At 60.7% G+C, this 24,538-nt stretch carries 27 protein-coding genes; 14 read left to right on the forward strand and 13 right to left on the reverse strand.

The window, feature by feature from the left end; translation table 11 throughout:
- Positions 1-58: 58 nt before the first annotated feature.
- Positions 59-367 (forward strand): RcnB family protein, encoded by a 309-nt coding sequence (locus ASG55_RS18520; protein ID WP_056789015.1) that lies wholly within the window; start codon positions 59-61, stop codon positions 365-367.
- Positions 368-388: 21 nt separating this feature from the next.
- On the opposite strand, the gene ASG55_RS18525 is transcribed toward ASG55_RS18520, so the two are convergent.
- Both ASG55_RS18525 and ASG55_RS18530 read right to left on the reverse strand, forming a co-directional pair.
- On the reverse strand, positions 389-700 hold the full coding sequence (locus ASG55_RS18525; RefSeq protein WP_041477010.1) for a protealysin inhibitor emfourin: 312 nt from the start codon (positions 698-700) through the stop codon (positions 389-391).
- Positions 701-714: 14 nt separating this feature from the next.
- Positions 715-1,761, reverse strand: a complete 1,047-nt coding sequence (locus tag ASG55_RS18530) for a M4 family metallopeptidase (protein WP_056789017.1) — start codon at positions 1,759-1,761, stop codon at positions 715-717.
- Positions 1,762-1,892: 131 nt separating this feature from the next.
- Here ASG55_RS18530 and ASG55_RS18535 point away from each other — a divergent pair, with 131 nt between their 5' ends.
- Positions 1,893-2,231 (forward strand): FKBP-type peptidyl-prolyl cis-trans isomerase, encoded by a 339-nt coding sequence (locus tag ASG55_RS18535; protein WP_041477007.1) that lies wholly within the window; start codon positions 1,893-1,895, stop codon positions 2,229-2,231.
- A 134-nt stretch (positions 2,232-2,365) separates the two neighbouring features.
- Here ASG55_RS18535 and ASG55_RS18540 read toward each other — a convergent pair whose 3' ends face one another.
- From ASG55_RS18540 to ftrA, 3 genes are all read right to left on the reverse strand, one after another.
- Positions 2,366-2,674, reverse strand: coding sequence for a helix-turn-helix domain-containing protein (locus tag ASG55_RS18540; protein ID WP_056789019.1), 309 nt, complete (start codon positions 2,672-2,674; stop codon positions 2,366-2,368).
- Positions 2,675-2,677: 3 nt separating this feature from the next.
- Positions 2,678-3,001: a type II toxin-antitoxin system RelE/ParE family toxin gene (locus tag ASG55_RS18545; RefSeq protein ID WP_024013362.1), complete on the reverse strand. Its 324-nt coding sequence runs from the start codon at positions 2,999-3,001 to the stop codon at positions 2,678-2,680.
- 191 nt (positions 3,002-3,192) lie between these two features.
- A complete protein-coding gene (gene ftrA / locus ASG55_RS18550) occupies positions 3,193-4,182 on the reverse strand; it encodes a transcriptional regulator FtrA (protein WP_056789022.1) in 990 nt (329 codons plus the stop codon).
- Positions 4,183-4,284: 102 nt separating this feature from the next.
- On the opposite strand from ftrA, the gene ASG55_RS18555 reads away from it, so the two are divergent.
- From ASG55_RS18555 to ASG55_RS18570, 4 genes are all read left to right on the forward strand, one after another.
- Positions 4,285-4,713 (forward strand): rhodanese-like domain-containing protein, encoded by a 429-nt coding sequence (locus ASG55_RS18555; RefSeq protein ID WP_056789024.1) that lies wholly within the window; start codon positions 4,285-4,287, stop codon positions 4,711-4,713.
- A gap of 332 nt (positions 4,714-5,045) precedes the next feature.
- Positions 5,046-5,825: an ABC transporter substrate-binding protein gene (locus ASG55_RS18560; RefSeq protein WP_056789026.1), complete on the forward strand. Its 780-nt coding sequence runs from the start codon at positions 5,046-5,048 to the stop codon at positions 5,823-5,825.
- A 199-nt stretch (positions 5,826-6,024) separates the two neighbouring features.
- Complete coding sequence (locus ASG55_RS18565) at positions 6,025-7,137, forward strand: succinylglutamate desuccinylase/aspartoacylase family protein (RefSeq protein ID WP_056789029.1); 1,113 nt, start codon at positions 6,025-6,027, stop codon at positions 7,135-7,137.
- A 181-nt stretch (positions 7,138-7,318) separates the two neighbouring features.
- Entirely contained in the window at positions 7,319-8,035 is a 717-nt protein-coding gene (locus tag ASG55_RS18570) for an alpha/beta hydrolase (protein WP_056789032.1), read from the forward strand.
- Here ASG55_RS18570 and ASG55_RS18575 read toward each other — a convergent pair.
- Both ASG55_RS18575 and ASG55_RS18580 read right to left on the reverse strand, forming a co-directional pair.
- Positions 8,025-8,582, reverse strand: coding sequence for a hypothetical protein (locus ASG55_RS18575; protein ID WP_041476999.1), 558 nt, complete (start codon positions 8,580-8,582; stop codon positions 8,025-8,027). The genes ASG55_RS18570 and ASG55_RS18575 overlap by 11 nt on opposite strands.
- Before the next feature lie 85 nt (positions 8,583-8,667).
- Complete coding sequence (locus ASG55_RS18580; protein ID WP_056789034.1) at positions 8,668-9,441, reverse strand: hypothetical protein; 774 nt, start codon at positions 9,439-9,441, stop codon at positions 8,668-8,670.
- Between the two features lie 146 nt (positions 9,442-9,587).
- Here ASG55_RS18580 and ASG55_RS18585 point away from each other — a divergent pair, with 146 nt between their 5' ends.
- The 4 genes from ASG55_RS18585 (at position 9,588) to ASG55_RS18600 (ending at position 13,811) form a co-directional block, all read left to right on the forward strand.
- On the forward strand, positions 9,588-10,124 hold the full coding sequence (locus tag ASG55_RS18585; protein WP_056789037.1) for a chalcone isomerase family protein: 537 nt from the start codon (positions 9,588-9,590) through the stop codon (positions 10,122-10,124).
- A gap of 80 nt (positions 10,125-10,204) precedes the next feature.
- Positions 10,205-11,524 (forward strand): Nramp family divalent metal transporter, encoded by a 1,320-nt coding sequence (locus tag ASG55_RS18590; RefSeq protein WP_056789039.1) that lies wholly within the window; start codon positions 10,205-10,207, stop codon positions 11,522-11,524.
- Positions 11,525-11,691: 167 nt separating this feature from the next.
- The gene (locus ASG55_RS18595) at positions 11,692-12,912 is read left to right on the forward strand and encodes a putative DNA modification/repair radical SAM protein (protein ID WP_024013352.1); all 1,221 of its coding nucleotides are present in this window, start codon (positions 11,692-11,694) and stop codon (positions 12,910-12,912) included.
- Positions 12,909-13,811 (forward strand): TIGR03915 family putative DNA repair protein, encoded by a 903-nt coding sequence (locus tag ASG55_RS18600; protein ID WP_082530313.1) that lies wholly within the window; start codon positions 12,909-12,911, stop codon positions 13,809-13,811. The genes ASG55_RS18595 and ASG55_RS18600 overlap by 4 nt, the downstream gene beginning before the upstream one ends.
- 186 nt (positions 13,812-13,997) lie before the next feature.
- Here the strand turns inward: ASG55_RS18600 and ASG55_RS18605 are convergent, their stop codons facing one another.
- The 5 genes from ASG55_RS18605 to ASG55_RS18625 all read right to left on the reverse strand — a co-directional run bounded on the left by ASG55_RS18605 (position 13,998) and on the right by ASG55_RS18625 (position 20,184).
- On the reverse strand, positions 13,998-15,017 hold the full coding sequence (locus ASG55_RS18605; protein WP_016775201.1) for a branched-chain amino acid aminotransferase: 1,020 nt from the start codon (positions 15,015-15,017) through the stop codon (positions 13,998-14,000).
- Positions 15,018-15,233: 216 nt separating this feature from the next.
- Entirely contained in the window at positions 15,234-16,607 is a 1,374-nt protein-coding gene (gene lpdA, locus ASG55_RS18610) for a dihydrolipoyl dehydrogenase (protein WP_056789041.1), read from the reverse strand.
- Between the two features lie 6 nt (positions 16,608-16,613).
- Positions 16,614-17,888 carry a dihydrolipoamide acetyltransferase family protein gene (locus ASG55_RS18615; protein ID WP_056789044.1) on the reverse strand — a complete coding sequence of 425 codons (1,275 nt, stop codon included), beginning with the start codon at positions 17,886-17,888 and terminating at the stop codon, positions 16,614-16,616.
- A complete protein-coding gene (locus ASG55_RS18620) occupies positions 17,889-18,947 on the reverse strand; it encodes an alpha-ketoacid dehydrogenase subunit beta (RefSeq protein ID WP_003224000.1) in 1,059 nt (352 codons plus the stop codon).
- Position 18,948: 1 nt separating this feature from the next.
- Entirely contained in the window at positions 18,949-20,184 is a 1,236-nt protein-coding gene (locus ASG55_RS18625) for a 3-methyl-2-oxobutanoate dehydrogenase (2-methylpropanoyl-transferring) subunit alpha (RefSeq protein ID WP_056789047.1), read from the reverse strand.
- Between the two features lie 185 nt (positions 20,185-20,369).
- Between ASG55_RS18625 and bkdR the strand changes: the two genes are divergently transcribed.
- Complete coding sequence (bkdR, locus tag ASG55_RS18635; protein WP_039762201.1) at positions 20,370-20,858, forward strand: Bkd operon transcriptional regulator BkdR; 489 nt, start codon at positions 20,370-20,372, stop codon at positions 20,856-20,858.
- Between the two features lie 87 nt (positions 20,859-20,945).
- Here bkdR and ASG55_RS18640 read toward each other — a convergent pair whose 3' ends face one another.
- Positions 20,946-21,809 (reverse strand): MBL fold metallo-hydrolase, encoded by an 864-nt coding sequence (locus ASG55_RS18640; RefSeq protein WP_056789053.1) that lies wholly within the window; start codon positions 21,807-21,809, stop codon positions 20,946-20,948.
- A gap of 92 nt (positions 21,810-21,901) precedes the next feature.
- Between ASG55_RS18640 and ASG55_RS18645 the strand changes: the two genes are divergently transcribed.
- The 3 genes from ASG55_RS18645 to ASG55_RS18655 all read left to right on the forward strand — a co-directional run bounded on the left by ASG55_RS18645 (position 21,902) and on the right by ASG55_RS18655 (position 24,465).
- Positions 21,902-22,243: an ArsR/SmtB family transcription factor gene (locus ASG55_RS18645; protein ID WP_016775194.1), complete on the forward strand. Its 342-nt coding sequence runs from the start codon at positions 21,902-21,904 to the stop codon at positions 22,241-22,243.
- Positions 22,244-22,409: 166 nt separating this feature from the next.
- On the forward strand, positions 22,410-23,654 hold the full coding sequence (locus tag ASG55_RS18650) for an NAD(P)/FAD-dependent oxidoreductase (protein WP_056789058.1): 1,245 nt from the start codon (positions 22,410-22,412) through the stop codon (positions 23,652-23,654).
- A gap of 10 nt (positions 23,655-23,664) precedes the next feature.
- Complete coding sequence (locus tag ASG55_RS18655; protein WP_056789062.1) at positions 23,665-24,465, forward strand: sulfite exporter TauE/SafE family protein; 801 nt, start codon at positions 23,665-23,667, stop codon at positions 24,463-24,465.
- The last annotated feature ends 73 nt before the right edge of the window (positions 24,466-24,538 follow it).

Raw genomic sequence — 24,538 nt, forward strand, 5'->3', positions numbered from 1 at the left:
TGTTTCCCGCGCCACGCAGTCGGAGTTCAGGTACTACTCATCTGAAAGAGGTTCACCGATGAACAGCAAAACCCTAATCGCCAGCCTGGCCCTCGTTGCCGGCATTGCCGGGATCACGCCCGTTGTTCAAGCGGCGCAAACCTCCAGCGAACCCGCCGTGCAATCGCCGACCAGCGATCGCCAACTGAAGGTCAACGACCGCGCACCGGAAATGTACCAGCGCGAAGACAAGGCGCTGAAGAACTGGAAAGCCAAAGGTCTGAAAGCACCGATCGAGCAGGCGCAGTGGGTGCAGATCAATGACAAGTACGTGATGGTGATGATCACCAATGGCACGATTGTCGAGATGCATCCCGTCGAGAAATAGCCTGAACATCGGGGGGAGCGTTTACAGAAGCTCCCCCTTGTCCCAAAGCTGCACCAGCTCCCCAGGCGCCCGATCCTCTGGCACCTTCAACACCATTTCCCCTGACGGGTAGCGCACCTCAATCTGGTAGAAGCGCTGATCCCCACGACCGGATTCGCTGCTGTCCAGTGGCAGGCAACCCTCAAGCACCGAGCATATTCTCGAACGCTGACTGATGTCGCATTGCGCGAATTCGATTTCCCGTGGGCGGCTCAGGCTGTGAATCGCTGCAACGCCACCCTGGCGAGATACACGCAAAACGGAATCTTTATCCAGCTCGGGTAGCGTTTTCATACGGTCTCCTCAGATTATTCGATACCGACCTGTGCCCAGGCTTGCTGCACCGTGTCGGCTGCTTCGGCGCCGAAGCGCTGGCCAGCATGGTCGATCGTCAGTTTCGCGAACGCGTCGAACGTTGCGTCCTGTTTCAAACGGTCATCACACAGCGTGTCGTACCAGATGCGTCCGGCCTTTTCCCAAGCGAAGCCGCCAAACGCTCGCGCTGCCAGGTAAAACGCGCGGTTGGGAATGCCGGAGTTGATGTGCACGCCGCCATTGTCTTCGCTGGTGATGACGAACTTGCGCATGTGATCCGGTTGCGGATCCTTGCCCAGCATCGGGTCGTCGTATGCCGTGCCGGGGTGCGACATCGAGCGCAGGCCCTTGCCTTGGATCTGTGGCATCAGCAGGTCGGCGCCGATCAGCCAGTCTGCCTGCTCGGCGGTTTGGCCGAGGATGTATTGCTTGATCAACACGCCGAATACATCCGAGAGCGACTCGTTCAGCGCGCCGGACTGGTTGGCATAAATCAGCCCGGCTTCGCTTTCGGTGACGCCGTGGGCCAGTTCATGGCCGATGACGTCGAGCGAGCGGGTGAAGCGCTGGAAGATCTCGCCATCGCCGTCACCGAAAACCATCTGCGCGCCATTCCAGAATGCGTTTTCGTAGGCTTGCCCGTAATGCACGCTGCCGATCAGCGCGAATCCCTGATTGTCGATCGAGTCGCGACCAAGCACCTTCCAAAAGAAATCATAGCTGGCGCCCAGCGCATCGTAAGCCTCGTCGACCGCCGGATCCCCCGACGCCGGCTGGCCCTCGAGGCGCACCGGCATGCCCGGCAAGAGCATTTTGTTCTGCGCATCATGCACACTGCGCCGCGCCAGGCCCGGCTTGCTCGCCTCCGGCAGAATCGCGCGCGCTGGCGGCTGCGAAGGGCGTCCGGGGTTGGGCAGCAGGCTGCGTACATGATTGAGCGTCTGCATCGCGGCGTTGCGCTGCGGCTCGGAACCGTGGGCAATGATGCGGTTGAGGATGTAGGGCGGGATGAAACTGCGCAGCAATCGAGAGTCGGTCATCTAAGCATCCTTGTCGTCATTCGATGTCGATACACATGTGAGCGGCTATGCGTGTTTTCGGTTCCATGGATTGCCATCGCCGTCGGATTCTGCGAAAAACGCCGCCTGCGAACATCTCGAGAGCCAACGACATGACAGACGAACTGCAAATCATCGACCTGCAACCGGGCGACGGCAAAGCCGCGGTGAAAGGCGCGCTGATCACCACCCAATACACCGGCTGGCTGGAAGACGGCACTGAATTCGATTCGTCCTGGAGCCGGGGCAAACCGTTTCAGTGCGTGATTGGCACTGGCCGGGTGATCAAAGGCTGGGATCAGGGCCTGATGGGCATGCAGGTCGGCGGCAAACGCAAATTGCTGGTACCGGCGCATCTGGGCTACGGCGAGCGGACCATGGGCAAGATCCCGCCGAATTCGAATCTGGTGTTTGAAATTGAGTTGCTGGAGGTTTTGACGCGGGAGGATTGAAGGGGAGGAATCATCCAGCGGAACTCCTGTGCAGCTGGATGATGTCGATGGTTAACTGCGAAGTTGAATGCTATTCAACTCCCTCGATTTCAAAACTCGGAATGCAGGGTGGACATTGCCACGCAAAGCCAGTGTCAGGCCCACTGCAACGGGCCTGACGGAAAGCAAATGTCCACCTCCAACCTTGCAGCAGCTGACAGGTTGACCAATGCATCGAGCGAGAATTTGTCGATTTTCCCGTTGAGTACATCATTGAGGCGCGGCTGCGAGATTCCCAATCTCTGTGCCGCGTCCTTTTGAGGGAGCTCCCACGCTCGAATGGTCTCGCAAAGCGAACGCATGAGCTTGGCTCGCAGACGCATGTTGGCAGCTTCCTGAGGCGTGTCCTCCAATGCATCCCATACACTGGAAAATCGTTGGAATGAGTCTTGATGTTCCTTCATGGCTTAACCTATTTCCTGATATCTGGCCCGGGCCAGTTCGATGTCTCTAATTTCCGTTTTACGTGTGGTTTTGTGCATGGCGTGAAGCACATAGATTGCTTCAGGTCGATTGACTACATAAAACACGCGAAACGCCCCTGAGTCCTCGGTGATCCTGATTTCGTTAACACCGCGTCCTACGGTTTTCATAGGGCGCCAATCGAGTGGGGCATCACCCTGTTGCAACAGGTCCAGCTGAAACCCCGCCGCTCTTCGGGCATCAACCGGGAACGCTTTGAGATCTTTCAACGCGCTTCCCACGAACACCACATCCTTGTGTTTCGGCATCGGCTTGTCCTGTGTCAAAAGGAAAAGCGTAATAGCTGAACGTAAGCGGCGACGGTGAGTTTTATTGCAAGAAATGCCAGTGCCCGTGTGATTTTCAGGTTATATCAGAATCAATATAAAGCAAGCCGCATTTTCCGTTTCACAATTTTCACCGTGAGCGTTTCTGCCGGCCTCGCCGTCAACGTCAGCGCTTAAAACGCTGCGGGATGGAGCGAAAGCTTGTTGCTTCGCCCAAACCGCTCCCTATAAACCGACGGCGGTACGCCCACCACGCTGCGGAACGCCACACGAAAACTCTCCACCGAGCGATAGCCGCAGCGCTGGGCAATTTGCTCAGTGTGTTGGTGGGTGCTCTCGAGCAGCTCCCGCGCTCGCGCCAGGCGTTCATGTTGCAGCCAGGCTTTCGGCGATTGCCCGCTGGCTTCGGTGAAACGCCGTAGAAAGGTACGCTCGCTCATCGCCGCTTCACTGGCCAGATCGCGGACTTCCAGCGGTTCGTGCAGGCGTTCGCGGGCCCATTGCATGACGCGCGACAGGTCGCTGCGGGGCGTCGGGCTGACCGGGGTGGGGATGAACTGGGCCTGGCCGCCGGTGCGTTGTGGCGACATGACCAGTCGCCGCGCGACGGCGTTGGCGACCTGCGTGCCGAAGTCACGTGTCACCAGATGCAGGCAGGCGTCGATGCCGGCGGCGCTGCCGGCGGAGGTGATCAGTTGACCGGCGTCGACGTAGAGCACGTCCGGATCGACCTCGATCGCCGGGAAGCGTTGCGCCAGTTCACCGGTGTAGCGCCAGTGTGTGGTGGCGCGGTGGCCGTCGAGCAGGCCGCTGGCGGCGAGGACGAACACGCCCGAGCAGATCGACAGCAACCGCGCGCCTCGGTCATGGGCCTGACGCAACGCGTCGATCAGCGCAGGCGGTACCGGGGCGTTGCGGTCGCGCCAGCCCGGAATGACGATGGTGCGCGCTGCGGCGAGCAATTCCAGGCCGCCATCGGCCAGCACCTGAATGCCACCCATGGCGCGCATCGGGCCTGGATCGACTGCGGCAATCGCATGCTCGTACCAAGGGAAATCGAACTCTGGTCGGGCCAGGCCGAAGATCTCCACGGCAATGCCGAACTCGAATGTGCAGAGGCCATCGTAGGCCAGAATGGCAACCAGATTGGGCTGAGTGAGCATTTGGCGGAAAACTCCCGGTCGGTGTCTTGCGCGCCACTGTAGCGGCAAGTGCCGTCTCGATAAAGTCTGTTCATCCCCCTCAGACAAAAGGAGCAACACAGCATGACCAGCCTGGTTCGCGAAATTCCCGCCGCCCCTTCGGCGATTGCCCTGATGCATTTCAGCAATCGTCTGACCTTCGAAACCGATTGTTCCGACGTGTTCAGTAGCCAAGAGGCCGGGGAGGTCGATTTTGTTCTGGTGGATGTGCGCGGCCCATTAGCGTTCGAGCGCGGCCATGTGCCCGGCGCGACCAATATCCCGACCCGCTTGCTCACGGCGGAGCGCTTGGCCGATTACCCGAAAAGCACGTTGTTCGTGGTCTATTGCGCCGGGCCGCATTGCAATGGGGCGAACAAGGCTGCGGTGAAGCTCGCGGCGTTGGGTTATCCGGTGAAAGAGATGATCGGCGGCGTCACCGGATGGCTCGATGAAGGTTTCGAACTGAGCGCGGCGTCAGTCGCCAATACACCTGTCGCCTGCGAATGCTGACGTTTCTGTAGGAGCTGCCGGAGGCAGCGATCTTTTGATCTTGATCTCAAAAAAACAAGATCAAAAGATCGCAGCCTCCGGCAGCTCTACGGGGGATCGGCGTTTCTTGCTCTGAAAACAGTCTTGTCCTACATCCTTCGCACCAACACGGCGCACGCGTTTACACTCGTCAAAGTGATCGCCGATGTTCTGTAAGTATTTGTCGCTTAAAAACAATTGCCTCCGTGCGCGCCGCCATAGACTGCCGGCCACTTCGGTTTTTGCCGTTAGAACGCCATGACCGAACGCTGACTCGAAAGCTGCCAATAAAAGCCTCCGCACGGGAGTAATAAATGAAAAAGCTAGTGATGTTCGGTGCCCTGGCACTGTCGATGTTGTCCCTGACCGCTGTGGCCAAAGACGACAAGCCGATCCGCATCGGTATCGAAGCCGGGTACCCGCCATTCTCGATGAAAACCCCTGACGGCAAACTCACTGGTTTTGACGTGGACATCGGTGACGCACTGTGCACGCAGATGAAAGTCAAATGCACGTGGGTCGAGCAAGAGTTCGATGGCCTGATCCCGGCACTCAAAGTGAAAAAAATCGACGCGATCCTGTCGTCGATGACCATCACTGACGATCGCAAGAAGAACGTCGACTTCACCATCAAGTACTACCACACCCCGGCACGCTTCGTGATGAAGGAAGGCTCCGGCGTCAAAGACCCGCTGACCGAACTCAAGGGCAAGAAAGTCGGCGTGCTGCGCGCCAGTACTCATGACCGCTACGCGACCGAAGTGCTGGTTCCGGCCGGGATCGAACTGGTGCGCTACGGCTCGCAGCAGGAAGCCAACCTCGACATGGTGTCCGGGCGTATCGACGCGATGCTCGCTGACTCGGTCAACCTCAGCGACGGTTTCCTGAAAACCGACGCCGGCAAAGGCTTCGAATTCGTCGGCCCGACCTACGAAGACGCCAAGTACTTCGGCGGCGGCGCTGGCATTGCCGTGCGCAAGGGCGATACCGCACTGGCTGAGCAATTCAACAAAGCCATCACCGAAATCCGCGCCAATGGCGAGTACAAGAAAGTCCAGGACAAGTACTTCGACTTTGACGTGTACGGCCATTAATACGCCGTGAAAAAAAGTGGCCCCGTTTGCGCGGTGGCCACTTTTTTTATGCTTTTTTATTGATGGAAATTCTCTGTGGGAGCGAGCCTGCTCGCGAATGCGGTCTGACATTCGACATCGTCATCGTCTGACCTGACGCATTCGCGAGCAGGCTCGCTCCCACAGGGTTTTACGTAACCCAGCTATTCAGGAGTTTTTCATGCAACGCATCGACCACGTTCTGCCCTGGAGCCATTTGGGCAGCGAGCGCTCTCTCAGCGTGTTCCGCTACGGCGCCGGCAGCCGCAAGGTGTATATCCAGGCCAGCCTGCACGCCGATGAATTGCCGGGCATGCGCACCGCATGGGAACTCAAGCTGCGCTTGAATGAACTGGAACAGCAGGGCCGTTTGCAGGGCGTTATCGAGCTGGTGCCGGTGGCCAATCCGATCGGCCTGGATCAGCATCTGCAAGGCAATCACATGGGCCGCTTCGAATTGGGCAGCGGCAAGAATTTCAACCGCGCATTCGTCGAGCTTAGCGCCCCGGTGGCGGCGCTGGTTGGCGAGCGTCTGGGCGCGGATGCCGAGGCCAACGTCGCGCTGATTCGCCAGGCCATGGCTCAAGTCTTCGAAGAATTGCCGGCGCCGGCCTCGCAACTGGAGGCCTTGCACCGCTTGTTGCTGCGCCACGCGTGCGACGCCGACATCACCCTCGATCTGCATTGCGACTTCGACGCTGCGATTCACCTCTATGCGCTGCCGCAACACTGGCCGCAGTGGCAATCGCTGGCGGCGCGGCTGAAGGCGGGCGTGGCATTGCTCTGCGAAGACTCCGGTGGCAGCTCGTTCGATGAGTCCTGCTCGACGCCATGGTTGCGTCTGGCCAAAGCATTCCCGAACGCGTCGATTCCGGCGGCGAATCTGGCGACAACGCTGGAGCTGGGCAGCATGGGCGACACCCGCGTCGATCAGGCTCAGGCCAATTGCGAAGCGATTCTGGGCTTTCTCGCCGAGCAGGGTTTCATCAGCGGCGAATGGCCGGCGGCGCCGAGCGAATGTTGTGAAGGTCTGCCGTTCGAAGGCACTGAATACCTGTTCGCCCCGCACCATGGCGTGGTCAGTTTCTTGCGCAATGCCGGCGAGTGGGTAGAGCAGGGCGATGCGCTGTTCGAGGTTGTTGACCCGTTGCAGGATCGCGTGACCACCGTGCGCGCCGGCACCAGCGGGGTGCTGTTTGCGATTGATCGCGGGCGTTATACCGAGCCGGGGATCTGGCAGGCGAAAGTGGCGGGGCGGGTGCCGTTTCGTACCGGCAAGCTGACCAACGACTGATAGGTTGCGGTGAAGGTGCGGGCCTCTTCGCGAGCAGGCTCGCTCCCACAGACGAACGCATTTCAACGGTGGGAGCGAGCCTGCTCGCGAAAGGGCCATCAGCCACTCCACAAAATTTGGATCCTCAGCCGAGAATGTTAGGCTCCCCCGCGAACCCGACACTCTGTGAAGGAACGCTGCAATGCTCAAATTGTTCGCCCTGCTGACCCTGCTCGCATCCACCGCCGTCCACGCGCAAACCACCCTGCAATCCGACTTGCCGCTCAAATACCTCGAACAGGTCCACGCCGACTCTGAACCACGTCCGCTGGTGATTTTCCTGCACGGTTACGGCAGTAACGAGGCCGATCTGATCGGCATGAAATTTCAGCTGCCGGCGCAGTACAACTACCTTTCCGTGCGCGCGCCGATGACGTTGGGTGAAGGACGTTTCCAGTGGTTTCGCAAGAAAGGTGAAGGCGCCTACAACGGCGAGACCGATGATCTGAAGGTCAGCGGCCAGAAGCTGCGCGACTTTATCGCCCAGGCGGCGAAGAAATATCACGCCGCGCCGGACAAGGTGTACCTGATCGGCTTCAGCCAGGGCGCGATGATGAGCTACGAAGTGGGCCTGCGCGCGCCAGCGGTCGTGGGCGGGTTTGCCGCGTTGAGCGGGCGCTTGTTGCCGGTGCTCAAAGCCGAACTCAAGCCTGGGCAAGCGCCGCTGCCGCTGAGCATTTTTATCGGCCACGGCACCGCTGATGATCCGGTGCCTTACCGTCACGGCACCGAGGCCAACGCGCTATTGCAGAAACTCGATTACAAGCCCGAGTTTCACGCTTATCCGGGCGTCGGCCACAGCATCAGTGCGGCCGAATTGCGCGATCTGAATGGCTGGTTGCAGCGGCTCAATCCTTGACGATGGCTTTGATCAAGGCATCGTGAGCTTTCTTGTCGCTGGCGCGGGAAATCACCTGCACCAGCGCCATCTTCGTCCCCGAGCCGGCCAGCAGCGTGGTGTTCAGGGTTTGGCCACCGCCCTGAGTGGCGGTGCTGTCAACCTGACGCAGCCCCAGGCCGGTGCCTTTCTGGGTCAGGCTTTTCTCGCTGAGCTTGTTGAAGTCCGGCAGGGCCTTGCGCTGATCGTCGATGAAACTCGACACGCTGCCGTCGAGAAACTCACCGTCGTTGTCCTTGACGTTCTGCCCTGCGGGGATCTGGTTTTCGGCGGCGATGACCACGGTCTTGGTGGCCTGGTTGGTGTACATCGTGCCCTTGGCCCCGCTCGGGCTGGCGGGCAGCGGGTCGGCGACAAAGCCTTTGGGCAGGACAAAGGCAAACTTGCCGTCGAGCAGCGAGACCTTCTCGGTTTTGACTTTTTCCTTGGCGGCGTGCGCGTTGATCGCGGCGAAACCAGCGATGGCCGCCAGCATCAGGACGACGGCTTTTTTGCTCAACAATGACATCTGAAATCTCCGGGAAATGGTCGCGCGAGGCGGGCGATCATCCCACGGAGCGTGCCGGGCGTTCCAGCGCGATTCGTCCGGGCGGTTATTGCGCTTGCGCCTTGGCCACTGGCCGCGCCAGCAGACGCCGGGTCACCCCGAGCATCGCCACCGACACTGCCACTCCCACGGCGAAGCCGCTGAGGCCCATGGTCGGCAGCGTCAAGGCCGACACCAGGCAGAACGCCGAGAACGAATACATGCCGGTTGCCGTTGCGCGCAATAACGCAGCGGTAAACGCCGGGCCGCGGGTTTGTTGCGAGAACACCGCCATGACGCTGCCGAGCACCGGGAACACCGCGAGCAGGCCGCTCCAGCGTTCGCCGACGGTGCTGGCGAGCATCGTCACCACCAGCGTCAGCGCCGCACCGGCGATCATCCGCCAGATCAGTTTGTCCGACTTCGGTGCTGGCCCGTTCAACACCGGCTGCACCTCGGGGAACAGATAAGGCGAAGCGAGCAGTGCCACCGCTGCCGCAATCACCGAGAACGGCAAGGACGCCGGGATCACCGACAAGACCGCCGCCAGCGCGGCCCACACCGCCAGTGAAATGGTCAACGCCCACGGCCAGTTCGCCCGCTGCGCCACCTGCGCATAGGTGATGCAGAAAGCGATCATCGCGAACATTGCCGACAGCGCCGCGACCGCTGATTGCGCGGCAAACTGCGGCCCTTGTTCGATCGCCAGAAAAAACAGAATCGGCCCGACCACCACCGGCAATCCCGACAGCCACCCGGCCACGCTCGGCCCCCAGCGTTTGCCCGCCAGGGAAATCAGCAGGAGAAAACCGGGAATCAGCAGCAATTTCAGGATCAGCACGCGGGTGTCTCCATCGGGTCAGGATGAGCCACGTTAGCACTGCCGATTGAAGATTGCTGCCTATGTTCGCAATTTTTGTATACAAAAATTCAGGCGCGAATCCGGCTATGCTTTGATCATCAGAATGCAGCGGAGACGATACGGCGATGAACAGAACACCCAAGCTCGTTCGTGGCTGTTGTGGCATCGGTTTATGGGCGCTGTTGCTCACACCGACATGGGCCAATTGGCAGGACGCAGTCCCGGGCGCGCAAATTATCGGCAGCGGCGATTTCAGCGTGTTCGGCTTCGACGTTTACAGCGCGCGCTTGTGGAGTGCCGCGTGGCCTCTGGCGGATGGCCAGCCGTTTGCTCTGGAGCTGATCTACCGGCGCAACATCTCGCGAGACGATCTGGTCAGCACCAGCGTCGATGAGATCAAACGCCTTGCCGGTCCCCGGGTCACTTCAGCGCAATTGGCCGGCTGGCAGACGCAGATGCAGCAATCGTTTGTCGACGTTCAGGCCGGCACGCGGATTACCGGCGTGTATCTGCCGGGGCAGGGCGCGCGGTTTTTTGTCGGCCAGAAGCTCCAGCATGAGATTGAGGATCCACAGTTTGCCAAGGCGTTTTTCGATATCTGGCTGGATCCGCGAACACGCAGTCCCGAGTTGCGCGAGCAGTTGCTGGGCGTGAACCCATAGGTTCAGTGATCTTTGCGCTTCAAGGCATCAGGCGAAACGACTAAGCTGCCGGGCTCCCGTTTTTGTTTCTGGATGTGTGCGTGAAATTCAGTCTGCCCAAAATCGCCACCGCGCCGTTTTGCCCGCCGGAAGTGGCCGGCAGTGTCGCGGTTGATCCGACTGCCTCGTTCTTCAAACGTGTGCTGCGTTTCGCCGGTCCCGGTTTGCTGGTGTCGATCGGCTACATGGACCCGGGCAACTGGGCGACCGCGATCGAGGCCGGTTCGCGTTTTGGCTACAGTCTCTTATTCGTCGTGTTGCTGGCGAGTCTGGCCGGCATGGTCGTGCAATGTCTGTGCTCGCGGTTGGGCATCGCCACCGGGCGCGATCTGGCGCAGCTGTCCCGCGAGCGCTACAGCACGCCGACCGCGCGCGTGCAATGGATACTGGCGGAGATCTCGATCATCGCCACCGACCTCGCCGAAGTGCTTGGCTGCGCTCTCGCGTTTCACTTGCTGCTCGGTTGCTCGCTGACCTTCGGCATCGCCCTGACGGCGTTCGACACGTTGCTGGTGCTGGCCCTGCAAAACCGGGGCTTCCGCCGTCTCGAAGCGATCATGCTGGTGCTGGTCGCGACCATCGGTGTGTGTTTCTTCGTCGAGTTGTTGTTGATCAAACCGTACTGGCCAGACGTGGCGCTGGGCTTCAAACCTTCGCTGGCGGCCATCGGCGATGCCGCGCCGCTGTATCTGGCCATTGGCATCCTCGGCGCCACAGTAATGCCGCATAACCTTTACCTGCACACCTCGATCGTGCAGACGCGGATGATCGGCAAGGACCTGGCGAGCAAGCAGGACGCGGTGAAACTGGCGCGTATCGACACCATTGGTTCGCTGGCCCTGGCGCTGCTGGTCAACGCTGCGATCCTGATTCTCGCGGCGGCGGCGTTTCACCAGTCCGGACACACCGATGTGGTCGACATTCAGGACGCGTATCACCTGCTCGACCCGCTGGTTGGCGGTGCGCTGGCCAGTGTGCTGTTCGGCGTGGCGCTGCTCGCGTCGGGGCAAAGTTCGACCTTCACCGGGACCATCGCCGGGCAGGTCATCATGGAGGGCTATCTGAACCTGCGCATCCCGTGCTGGCAGCGGCGTTTGATCACCCGCGGGCTGGCGCTGATTCCGGCGTTCATCGGCGTCTGGCTCATGGGCGATAACGCGATCGGCAAGTTGCTGGTGTTGAGCCAGGTGGTGCTCAGCCTGCAACTGCCGTTTGCCTTGTACCCGCTGATTCGCATGACCAACGACCGGCAGTTGATGGGGCCGTTCGTCAACCGCTGGCCCACGCGGGTGCTGGCTTGGGGGCTGTTTGTGTTGATCAGCGGGGCGAACAGTTGGTTGATATTGCAGTGGGCGGTTTGATCGCTGAGTTGCGGTGACTGGCAGGGCCTCTTCGCGAGCAGGCTCGCTCCCACAGGTTTTCGCGGGCCGCCACAATTCAGCTGGCCAGCCGACGAGGGGTCATCCATCAACTTGTTTCGCGGCGGGCGAGCCTATACTGTATATGCACACAGTAAAGAGTCCGTGCCATGCAAATCATCGACAAGCTCAGCATCCTCGCCGACGCCGCCAAGTACGACGCCTCCTGCGCCAGCAGTGGTGCGCCCAAGCGCAGCTCCGAGGGCAAGAGCGGGCTCGGTTCGACGGATGGCATGGGCATCTGTCACAGCTACACGCCGGACGGGCGCTGTGTGTCGTTGCTGAAAATCCTGCTGACTAACTTCTGCCTTTACGATTGCCAATATTGCGTCAACCGCCGTTCCAGCGATGTGCCGCGTGCGCGCTTCACCCCGGAAGAAGTCGTGACGCTGACCATGGATTTCTACCGGCGCAACTGCGTCAGCGGCCTGTTTCTCAGCTCCGGGATCATTCGCTCGGCGGACTACACCATGGAGCAACTGGTGCGGGTGGCGAAGTTGCTCCGAGAAGAGCACGAATTTCGCGGCTACATCCATTTGAAGACCATTCCGGAAGCCGATCCGGCCTTGATCGAGGAGGCTGGGCGTTACGCCGACCGCCTCAGCGTCAACATAGAATTGCCCACCGATGCCAGCCTGCAGACACTGGCGCCGGAGAAGGACATAACTTCCATCAAGCAAGCGATGAACACCATCTACACCGGCGTGCAGACGGTATTGAACGAGCCGCGCTCGGCAAAGTTCGCCCCGGCCGGGCAGAGCACGCAATTGATCGTCGGTGCCGATGACACCGACGACAGCACCATCCTCCACAGCGCCCAATCCTTGTACGGCAACTTCCGTTTGCGCCGGGTCTATTACTCGGCGTTCAGCCCGATCCCCGACAGCCCGAAAAGCGTACCGCTCGCCGCGCCGCCGCTGATGCGCGAGCACCGTTTGTATCAGGCTGATTTCCTCCTGCGCAGCTACGGCTACAGCGCTGACGAATTGCTTAAAGGCCCGGGCAATCTGGCGCTTGATATCGACCCGAAGCTGGCCTGGGCGCTGGAAAATCGCGAAGTGTTTCCGCTGGACCTGAACCGTGCCGACGCGACGTTGATCGCGCGCATCCCGGGCATTGGCTTGCGCACCACCGAGCGCCTGGTCGAGTTGCGCCGTCAGCGGCGAATCCGTTACGAAGACGTGGCGCGGATGCGCTGCGTGCTGGCCAAGGCGAAGCCTTTCATCATCACCAGCGATTACCACCCGCAACAGGCGGAAGTCACCAGCCACATGCTCTATCAGCAATTGCGCGACCGACCGATGCCGCAGCAGATGGGGTTGTGGGGATGATCAGTCTTGATTGCGATGACCTGTTCGACACATGGCGTCAGCAGGCGCGCTGGTTGCTCAGCCATGAAATCGATCCGAGTCTGGTGAGCTGGGCGGCGGAAGGGGTGGGCGATCTGTTTGCCAGTGATGATCACATGCCCGAAGGGCAGGGGCCGTTTCAGGCGCGTATTCCCCGAGCGCTGCTCGCCACCCTCGAGCAAGCGGCGCGCTATCGCGGCGAACAGCGCTGGAGCCTGTTGTATGAAGTGCTCTGGCGCGTCAGTCACGGCGACCGCACGGCGATGATGGCAGGCGACAAACTCGGCAGTGAGTTGCAGCGGCGCATCAAGCAGGTCAGCCGCGAGGCCCATCATCTGCATGCATTCGTGCGTTTCATCCAGCGGTCGAAGGATCTGCCCGGTCCACAATACGTGGCGTGGCACGAGCCGGCCCATGACATTCTGCACAGCGCCAGCGAGCACTTTATCGGGCGCATGGGCCAGCATCGCTGGTTGATCGCCACACCGCGTGACGGCGTTTATTACGACGGTGAGCAATTGATTCACGAGCGGCAGTGCCCGATTGAGTGGCAGCAACTGGCGCAGAACGTCGACGATCCCCACGGCGATTTGTGGTTGACCTACTACAGCCACATCTTCAACCCGGCGCGGTTGAACCCGAAGGTCATGCAAGGGCATTTGCCGGTGCGGTTCTGGAAGAATCTGCCGGAGGGGGAGTTGATACCGGGATTGATCACCCAGGCGCGGATGGGCAAGCAACAGAATGGGCAGGCGAGCGGGATTTCGGATCGGACGGGCAAGCGCATTGCCTCCAAAAATCAAAAGCAAACCCTCACCCCAGCCCTCTCCCGGAGGGAGAGGGAGCCGACCGAGGTGTTCTTGCGAACTCCATCGACCTGAATGGCCGAGGTGAACGCGATTTTTGAAAAGCGCACAAGTCGGCTCCCTTTCCCCCTCAGCCCCCTTGGGGGAGAGGGCTGGGGTGAGGGGGTGACGTTCTTCAATACGACACCAGAGCCCAGCCCTACAAAAAAGCCCCCCACCAATCACTCGGTGGAGGGCTTTTGAGCATCAGCAGTCGTCAGATCAAACCTTGACGATCCAGCCCGCTGGCGCTTCGATGTCGCCGGTCTGCACGCCAGTCAGCTCTTTGTAGAGCTGCTGGGTTACCGGGCCTACCTCGGTTTCGCTATGGAACACATGCAGGTGGTCGTTGTAGCTGATGCCGCCAATCGGCGTGATCACCGCAGCGGTACCGCAGGCACCGGCTTCCTTGAAGTCCGACAGCTTGTCGATCAGCACGTCGCCTTCAACCACTTCCAGGCCCAGACGCGATTTGGCCAGTTCGATCAGCGACAGGCGGGTGATGCCTGGCAGGACCGATGGCGAGTTCGGGGTGACGAACTTGTTGTCGTGGGTGATCCCGAAGAAGTTGGCCGAACCGACTTCCTCGATCTTGGTGTGGGTCATCGGATCGAGGTAGATCGCGTCGGCGAAGTTGGCCTTCTTGGCTTTCGAGCCCGGCATCAGGCTGGCGGCGTAGTTGCCACCGACCTTGGCCGCACCGGTGCCTTGCGGGGCCGCGCGGTCGTAGCTGGAGATCTGGAAGTTGTGCGGGGTCAGGCCACCCTTGAAGTAGGCGCCGACCGGGATGCAGAAAATCGAGAAAATGAATTCGGGCGCAGTGCGCACGCCGATGTTGTCACCCACGCCGATCACGAACGGACGCAGGTACAGCGCGCCGCCAGTGCCGTAAGGCGGGATGAAACGCTCGTTGGCGCGGACCACGGCTTTGCAGGCTTCGATGAACTGCTCGGTGTCGACCGTCGGCATCAGCAGACGCGCGCAGCTGCGTTGCATGCGCAGGGCGTTCTGGTCCGGGCGGAACAGGTTGATCGAGCCGTCCTTGCAGCGATAGGCCTTCATGCCTTCGAAGCACTGCTGACCATAGTGAAGGGCGGTGGAGCCTTCGCTGATGTGCAGGACGTTATCTTCGGTCAGGGTGCCTTTGTCCCACTCGCCATCGCGAAAGTACGACAGATAGCGCTTGTCGGTCTTGATGTAGTCAAAACCCAGCTTGTCCCAATTGATGCTTTCGTTACCCATGACACCCTCTATCACTGAACAACCGCCGAAACGGTTCAAGGCTTCTGACGTTTTTTTGGATGGGCACAACAATACTTCATTCTTGAGCGGTTTCGCAGCCCGGACTATCGGATGACACTCAGATAAATAGTGTTGCCCTCAAGAATTCGCGAGCAGGCTCGCTCCCACAGGGGGAATGCATTTCAAGTGTGGGAGCGAGCCTGCTCGCGAAGGGGCCTACAGATGCAGCGCATGCCCCAGCGCCCGCAACGCCGCTTCCTGCACCGCCTCACCCAAGGTCGGGTGGGCATGGATGGTGCCGCCGATGTCTTCCAGTCGCGCGCCCATTTCCAGGCTCTGCGCAAAAGCCGTCGACAGTTCGGAAACCCCAACGCCCACCGCTTGCCAGCCGACAATCAAATGATTGTCGCGACGTGCGACCACGCGCACGAAGCCGCTTTTCGATTCCAGGGTCATCGCCCGGCCGTTGGCGGCGAACGGGAAGCTGGAAACGATGCAGTCCAGCCCCGCAGCCTTGGCCTCATCCGGAGTTTTGCCGACCACCACCAGTTCCGGGTCGGTAAAGCACACGGCGGCGATGGCGGTCGGGTTGAACTCACGGCTCTTGCCACTGATCAGCTCGGCAACCATCTCGCCCTGGGCCATGGCGCGGTGGGCCAGCATCGGTTCGCCGCTCACATCGCCAATGGCGTAGACGTTGCGCATGCTGGTCTGGCAACGGCTGTCGATCCTGATCGCCGAACCGTTCATGTCCAGATTCAGCGCTTCGAGATTAAATCCCTGCGTATTGGGTTTGCGGCCGACGGCAACCAGTACCTGATCGGTTTCCAGATTGAGGGTTTCGCCTTCGGGATCGCGCACCTGCAACGTGCCGTCGAAACCGAGCACGCTGTGCTTGAGGTACAGTTTCACGCCCAGCTGCTTCAGCGCGTCGTGGACCGGTTGTGTCAGCTCCGCGTCATAGGCCGGCAGGATGCGGTCCTGTGCTTCGACCACGCTGACCTCGGCGCCGAGCTTGCGATAAGCGATGCCCAGCTCCAGACCGATGTAACCACCGCCGACCACCACCAGACGTTTCGGCACAGACGTCGGTGCCAGCGCTTCGGTGGAGGAAATGATCGGCCCGCCAATCGGCAGGATCGGCAGGTTGACGCTGGTCGAACCGGTGGCCAGCACCAGATGTTCGCACTGGATGCGCGTATCGGCGACTTCCACGGTTTTGCCGTCGATGATTTTCGCCCAGCCATTGATGACCTGGACCTTGTTTTTCTTCAGCAGCGCGGCGACGCCAGTGGTCAGGCGATCAACGATGCCGTCCTTCCACTCGACGCTTTTGCTGATATCCAGGGTCGGCGCGGCAACGCTGATGCCCAGCGCCGAATGCTGGCTGTGATGCTGCGTCTGATGAAACTGCTCAGCCACATGAATCAGCGCTTTCGACGGAATGCAGCCGATATTCAAGCAGGTGCCGCCCAACGACTGGCCTTCGACCAGAATGGTCGGAATACCCAATTGCCCGGCGCGGATCGCCGTGACGTAACCGCCGGGGCCGCCGCCGATAATCAGCAGCGTGGTGTTCAGAGATTGCATTCGGGCTTACTCCACAAACAAGGTAGCGGGTTGTTCGAGCAAGCCACGAATGGCCTGAATGAAGAGCGCCGCGTCCATGCCGTCGACCACGCGGTGATCGAAGGAGCTGGAGAGGTTCATCATCTTGCGGATCACCACTTGGCCTTTGACCACCATTGGCCGTTCGACGATTTTGTTCACGCCGACAATGGCCACTTCCGGCAGGTTCAGCACCGGCGTGCTGACAATGCCGCCCAATGCGCCGAGGCTGGTCAGGGTGATGGTCGAGCCGGACAGCTCATCACGGCTGGCCTTGCCATTGCGCGCGGCGTTGGCCAAACGCGAAATTTCGGCGGCGCTGTCCCACAGGCTGCGCGCTTCGGCGTGACGCACCACGGGCACCATCAGGCCTACATCGCTTTGCGTGGCGACGCCGACATGCACCGCACCGAGGCGGGTGATGACTTGCGCTTCGTCATCGTAACGGGCGTTCATCTGCGGGAAGTCGCGCAGGGCGACGACCAGCGCGCGAACGAGGAACGGCAACAAGGTCAACTTGCCACGGCTGGCGCCATGTTTTTCATTCAGATGCGCGCGCAGTTCTTCGATTGCGGTGACGTCGATTTCCTCGACATAACTGAAGTGCGCGGCACGCTGAGTAGCATCCTGCATGCGCTGAGCGATCTTGCGGCGCATGCCGATCACTTGAATCTGTTCTTCGTCGTGGCGCTGGGCATAAGCGGCAGCGGCCGGCGCCGAAGCGTTCGACTGACCTTGCGCCAGATAGGCTTCAAGGTCTTCGTGCAACACGCGACCGGCCGGGCCGGAACCGCGCACCAAGCGCAATTGAATGCCCAGATCCAGCGCATGTTTGCGCACGGCTGGCGAGGCTAGCGGGCGTTCATCCGCTTCGCGAGCGACCATCGGACCCTGGCAAACGGCAGCCGGACGTGGTGCGGCGGCTGCGGCGGGTTTGCTTTCGACAGCGGTCTCAACTTTCGGCGCAACCGGTGCTTCTTTGACCGGCGCGGGTGCGGCGGACTCTTTCAAGTTACCGGCACCTTCAACCTCGATGCTGATCAACACACTGCCAACCGCCATGACTTCACCCGGCTGACCACCGAGCGCAATCACTTTCCCGTGTACCGGCGACGGAATATCGACCATCGCCTTGTCGGTCATCACATCCGCCAGTACCTGGTCTTCAACCACCAGATCGCCAACCTTGACGTGCCACTGCGACAGTTCTACTTCTGCGATGCCTTCGCCGATGTCCGGCATCTTGATAACGTGCGTGCCCATTCAGACCTCCATGACCCGTTTCAACGCCGCGCCCACTCGGGACGGCCCTGGGAAATACGCCCACTCCTGCGCGTGCGGGTAGGGAGTGTCCCAACCGGTGACGCGTTCGATCGGCGCTTCCAGGTGATGGAAGCAGTGCTCTTGCACCAGCGATACCAGCTCGGCGCCGAAACCGCAGGTGCGGGTGGCTTCGTGTACCACCACGCAGCGGCCGGTTTTCTTCACCGACTTGACGATGGTTTCCAGGTCCAGCGGCCACAGGCTGCGCAGGTCGATGACTTCGGCATCGACGCCGGATTCTTCGGCAGCGACCTGCGAGACGTAGACGGTGGTGCCGTAGGTCAGCACGGTCACGTCCTTGCCCGGGCGAGTGATCGCGGCAACGTCCAGCGGCACGGTGTAGTAACCGTCCGGCACCTGGGCTTGCGGATGTTTCGACCACGGGGTTACCGGGCGGTCGTGATGGCCATCGAACGGGCCGTTGTACAGGCGTTTCGGCTCGAGGAAGATCACCGGGTCATCGTTTTCGATGGAGGCGATCAGCAAGCCTTTGGCGTCGTACGGGTTGGACGGCATCACCGTACGCAGACCGCAGACTTGAGTGAACATCGCCTCGATGCTCTGGCTGTGGGTCTGGCCGCCGTAGATACCGCCGCCGCAAGGCATGCGCAGGGTCATCGGTGCGGTGAACTCGCCGGCCGAGCGATAACGCAGACGCGCTGCTTCGGAAATGATCTGGTCGGAGGCGGGGTAGACGTAGTCGGCGAACTGGATTTCGGCGACCGGACGCAGTCCGTAAGCGCCCATGCCGACAGCCACGCCGACGATGCCGCTTTCCGAAATCGGCGCGTCGAACACCCGCGAGGTGCCGTACTTGGTCTGCAGGCCTTCGGTGCAGCGGAACACACCGCCGAAGTAACCGACGTCCTGGCCGAAGACGACGACGTTGTCATCACGCTCAAGCATCACATCCATGGCCGAGCGCAGGGCCTGGATCATGGTCATGGTGGTCGTGGTCATGGCGGTTTCCAACTGAATATTGTTGTTGTGATCGTTCATGTCAGATCCCCAACTGCTGACGCTGGCGCTTCAAGTGCTCCGGCATCTCTTTGTAGACGTCTTCGAACATGGTCGCGGCGCTTGGAATCTGGCCGCCGGCGAGGGTGCCGTACTGTTCGGCCTGTTTCTGCGCAGCAATCACTTCGGCCTCGAGTTCAGCGCTGACGGCGGTGTGCTCATCCTCCGACCAGTGACCGACCTTGATCAGGTGCTGTTTCAGACGCGCGATCGGATCGCCGAGCGGGAAGTGGCTCCAGTCATCGGCAGGGCGGTATTTCGATGGGTCGTCGGAGGTCGAGTGCGGGCCGGCGCGGTAGGTGACCCATTCGATCATGGTCGGGCCGAGGTTGCGGCGGGCGCGTTCGGCAGCCCAGGCGGAAGCAGCGTAGACCGCGTAGAAGTCGTTACCGTCCACGCGCAGCGAGGCGATGCCGCAACCGACGCCGCGTCCGGCGAAAGTCGTGGCTTCACCGCCGGCGATGGCCTGGAAGGTGGAAATTGCCCACTGGTTGTTGACCACGTTGAGGATCACCGGCGCCCGATAAACGTGGGCGAAGGTGAGGGCGGTGTGGAAGTCCGATTCGGCGGTGGCGCCGTCCCCGATCCATGCCGAGGCGATTTTGGTGTCGCCCTTGATCGCCGAGGCCATCCCCCAGCCAACGCCCTGGATGAATTGAGTGGCGAGGTTGCCGGAAATGGTGAAGAAGCCGGCGTCCTTGACCGAGTACATGATCGGCAACTGGCGGCCCTTGAGCGGATCGCGCTCGTTGGACAGCAACTGGCAGATCAGGTCCACCAGCGGCACATCCCGGGCCATCAAGATGCTTTGCTGGCGGTAGGTCGGGAAGCACATGTCGTCGATGTTCAGCGCCAACGCCTGGGCGCTGCCGATGGCTTCTTCGCCAAGGCTCTGCATGTAGAACGACATCTTTTTCTGCCGCTGGGCGACGACCATGCGGTTGTCGTAGATGCGCGTCTTGAGCATCGCGCGCATGCCTTTGCGCAGGATCTCGGCCGGCACGTTTTCGGCCCACGGGCCGAGGGCGTTGCCCTGATCGTCAAGCACGCGAATCAGGCCACGGGCGAGGTCGGCGGTATCGGCAGGTTCTACATCGACAGGAGGTTTGCGCACCGTACCGGCATCGGTCAAATGCAGGTAGGAAAAATCGGTTTTGCAGCCGGGACGGCCCGAGGGTTCAGGGACGTGCAGGCGCAGCGGTTCATACGCTTGGGTCATGGCTTCTACGCTCGATCTTGTGAATTTCTTGTAGTGAGCTGACAGTCATTCCCGGGTAGGGGAAATCTTGTCCTACAACAATCATAGGCGTGGCCAAGAAGAATATTTCTCTGTGTTTCGTTGCGCTGGCGACCATTTGCAGATAGAAATTCTGCATAAACATAAAAAACAGGTGGTTTTGTCTCATGCGCAAACTGGACCGTACCGACATCGGCATTCTCAACAGCCTTCAAGAGAACGCGCGGATCACCAATGCCGACCTCGCCCGTTCGGTGAACCTGTCGCCGACGCCATGCTTCAACCGGGTCAAGGCCATGGAAGAATTGGGTCTGATTCGCGAGCAGGTCACGCTGCTGGATGCCGATCTGCTGGGGCTGCATGTGAATGTGTTCATTCACGTCAGCCTGGAAAAGCAGGTAGAGGAAGCGCTGCAGCACTTCGAGGAGGCGATTTCTGATCGGCCGGAGGTGATGGAGTGCTATCTGATGGCCGGCGACCCGGATTATCTGATCCGTGTGCTGGTGCCGAGCATTCAGTCGCTGGAACGCTTCATGATGGATTTTCTGACCAAGGTGCCGGGGGTGGCGAACATCCGCTCCAGCTTTGCGCTCAAGCAGGTGCGTTATAAGACCGCGTTGCCGTTGCCGGCTAATGGATTGACGTTGGGAACCTGAAGATCAAAAGATCGCAGCCTTCGGCAGCTCCTACAGTTGCACCGTATTCCAAATGTAGGAGCTGCCGAAGGCTGCGATCTTTTGACGTTAAAGTTTGTTGAGCGGAATCTTCAGGTAAACCACGCCATTGTCCTCAGGCGCCGGCATATTCCCCGCCCGTACATTCACCTGAATCGCCGGCAGTAGCAACGTCGGCATGCCTAACCCAGCGTCACGTGTCGTGCGCATCTCCACGAACGCCGCTTCATCGATCCCGTCATGCACATGAATATTGCTTTTGCGCTGTTCGCCGACAGTGGTCTGGCACTGCGAGGCGCGGCCCTCGGGCGGGTAATCGTGGCAAACGTAAAGCTTCACGCTGGCCGGAAACGCCAACAGCTTCTGGATCGACTTGAACAAGTGCTGCGCATTGCCACCGGGGAAATCACAGCGCGCGGTGCCGACATCGGGCATGAACAGCGTGTCGCCGACGAGGATCTGTTCGCCGTCGACCAGGTAGGCCATGTCCGCTGGCGTATGGCCGGGGACGTGCAGGGCGGTGGCCCTGAGGTTGCCGATCATGAACGACTCGTTCGGCGCGAACAGGTGATCGAACTGCGAGCCATCGACGCAAAATTCCGGCTCCAGATTGAACAGCGCCTTGAACACATTCTGCACTTTGCTGATCGATTCACCGATGGCGATCTTGCCGCCCAGTTCTCGACGCAGGTACGGCGCGGCGGAGAGGTGATCGGCGTGGGCGTGGGTTTCCAGCAGCCATTGCACTTGCAGCCGATGCGCACGCACGAAGGCGATGATCTTGTCCGCTTGCGCGGTGCCGGTGCGCCCGGCAGCGCCGTCGTAATCGAGCACCGGGTCGACGATCGCGCACTGGCCGCCGTCGGCTTCGTAGACCACGTAGCTGTAGGTCGAGGAGGCGGGGTCGAGGAACGCTTCAATCAGGGCGGGCATGGCGAAAACCTGTGCTGGGTAATTTCGGGTTGCAACACTTTATGTAAAAACATAATGTTCGCAGCTTAAGTGACCTTCAAGGCCTCGTGCAAATGCAATCCAGTCTGACCGAATGTGAAGTCGCCCAACTGCGCGCCTCGGCGTCCAAAGCCTGCGCGTTGCTCAAAGCCCTGGCCAATGAGGATCGCCTGTTGATCCTCTGTCAACTGACCCAGGGCGAACGCAACGTCGGCGAACTGGAAAAAATGACCGGCGTACGCCAGCCGACGCTGTCCCAGCAACTGGGCATCTTGCGCGATGAAGGCCTGGTCGCGACCCGCCGCGAAGGCAAATACATTTTCTATGGCCTGGCCAGTCACGAAGTGATCCAGGTGATGAAAACCCTCTCGGGGCTGTATTGCGGAGCGGTACTCAAGAGCTGGGAACAGCCATAAATGCCAGCCCTCACAAACATCTCCTGTGGGAGCGAGCCTGCTCGCGAAGGCGGCGTGTCAGCCGACGAATAGTTGACTGAGCCACCGCTTTCGCGAGCAGGCTCGCTCCCACATTGGTTGTTGTGGTGAGCCAAAAAATCCTTGCGTGCAGCAAAAGGAACAAGCAATGAACGATCAACACTGGGGCCTATCCATCAGTGCGGACATCGTGGTCATCGGCGGTGGCACGGCCGGCATCGGTTTTGTCGCCAGCCTGCTCAAGCGTGACCCGCAGCTTAAAGTCACCGTGATCGAACCGAGTTCACAGCACTACTATCAACCGGCGTGGACGCTGGTCGGCGGTGGCGCGTTTGACGTGAAGCGCACGGTCAGGCCGATGAGCAAAGTCATGCCGCGTCAGGCGACGTGGATTCAGGCCAGTGTCAGCGCCATCGACCCGCAAAGCCGTCAACTCACCCTCGACGACCAGCGCACCGTCAGCTATCAGAACCTGATCGTCTGCCCCGGCCTGCGCCTGGCCTGGGAGAAAATCGAAGGCTTGCAGGAAAGCCTCGGCCAGCACGGCGTCACCTCCAACTACAGCTATCAACACGCCCCGTACACCTGGGATCAAGTGCAGAAACTGCGCGATGGCCGGGCGCTGTTCACCCAGCCGGCGATGCCGATCAAATGCGCCGGCGCGCCGCAAAAAGCCCTGTACCTGTCTTGCGATCACTGGCGCAAATCCGCCGTGCTGAAAGACATCAAGGTTGAATTCAATCTCGCTGGCGCTGCGCTGTTTGGCGTGCCGACCTTCGTGCCGCCGTTGATGAAGTACATCGAACAGTACGACGCGCAACTGGCGTTCAACTCGAATCTGGTCAAGGTCGACGGCCCGGCGAAAACCGCCTGGTTTGACGTCAAGGACGCCGATGGCAATGTCAGCCGGGTCGCGAAAACCTTCGACCTGCTGCACGTCGTGCCGCCACAAGTCGCGCCGGATTTCATCTCACAAAGTGCGCTGGCCGATGCCGGCGGTTGGTGCGAGGTCGATCCGCACAGCCTGCAGCATCCGCGTTATCCAGACGTGTTCGCACTGGGCGATATCTGCGGCACCAGCAATGCGAAAACTGCCGCAGCGGTGCGCAAGCAGGTGGTCGTCGTTGCGCAAAATCTGCTGGCCGCGCGCAAACAACAGCCGCTGCCGCTCAAGTACGACGGCTACGGTTCCTGCCCGCTGACGGTGGAGAAGGGCAAGGTGATCCTCGCCGAGTTCGGCTATGGCGGCAAACTGCTGCCGACCTTCCCGCTGGACCCGACCGTGGCCCGCCGTTCGGCATGGTGGCTGAAGGCGACGTTGCTGCCGTGGTTCTACTGGCACGGCATGCTCAAGGGCCGCGAGTGGCTGACGCGTCTGTCCAGGGTCGACTGAGAAAACTCCTATGTTGCTGGCAAGTCTGTTTGGCGTGGTGATGGGGCTGGTGCTTGGCCTGACCGGCGCGGGCGGCGGGATTCTCGCGGTGCCGGCGCTGGTGCTCGGGCTCGGCTGGACGATGACGCAAGCGGCGCCGGTGGCCTTGTTTGCGGTCGGCAGCGCGGCAGCGGTCGGGGCGATCGACGGTTTGCGCCATGGCCTGGTGCGTTACCGCGCGGCGCTGTTGATCGCCGCGTTGGGTGCGGTGTTTTCGCCGCTGGGGATCTACTTCGCGCATCAGTTGCCGGAAAAGATTCTGATGATGCTGTTCAGTCTGCTGATGGTCTTGGTCGCCTGGCGAATGTTCAGAAAGGACCGTCAGCAAGCGGGGCCGAGCGATCACGGCCACGCCAGTTGGGGCCAGAAAAACTGCATGCTCAACGAGCAGACCGGGCGCTTCGACTGGACCGCCAAATGCACCGCCACCCTTGCTGCACTGGGCGCGATTACCGGCGTGGTTTCGGGTTTACTTGGCGTCGGCGGCGGCTTTCTGATTGTGCCGGCGTTCAAGCAACTGACCGATGTGCAGATGCGCGGCATCGTTGCGACGTCGTTGATGGTGATCAGTCTGATTTCCGCGATCGGGGTGATCGGCGCGTTTCATGCGGGGGTGCGCATTGACAGCCAGGGTGCGGCGTTCATTGTCGCCAGCATCGTTGGCATGCTCATCGGTCGCAGGCTGTGCGCGCAGGTGCCGGCGCGGGCGTTGCAGGTGGGGTTTGCCAGTGTCTGTCTGGTGGTGGCGGGGTACATGTTGGTGCGGGCGTGAAGATCAACAGATCGCAGCCTCGTTGCACTCGACAGCTCCTACAGGGGTATGCGATTCCTGCAGGAGCTGCGAT

The sequence above is a fragment of the Pseudomonas sp. Leaf434 genome (genome assembly GCF_001425545.1).
In the GTDB taxonomy this organism is placed as follows: domain Bacteria; phylum Pseudomonadota; class Gammaproteobacteria; order Pseudomonadales; family Pseudomonadaceae; genus Aquipseudomonas; species Aquipseudomonas siliginis.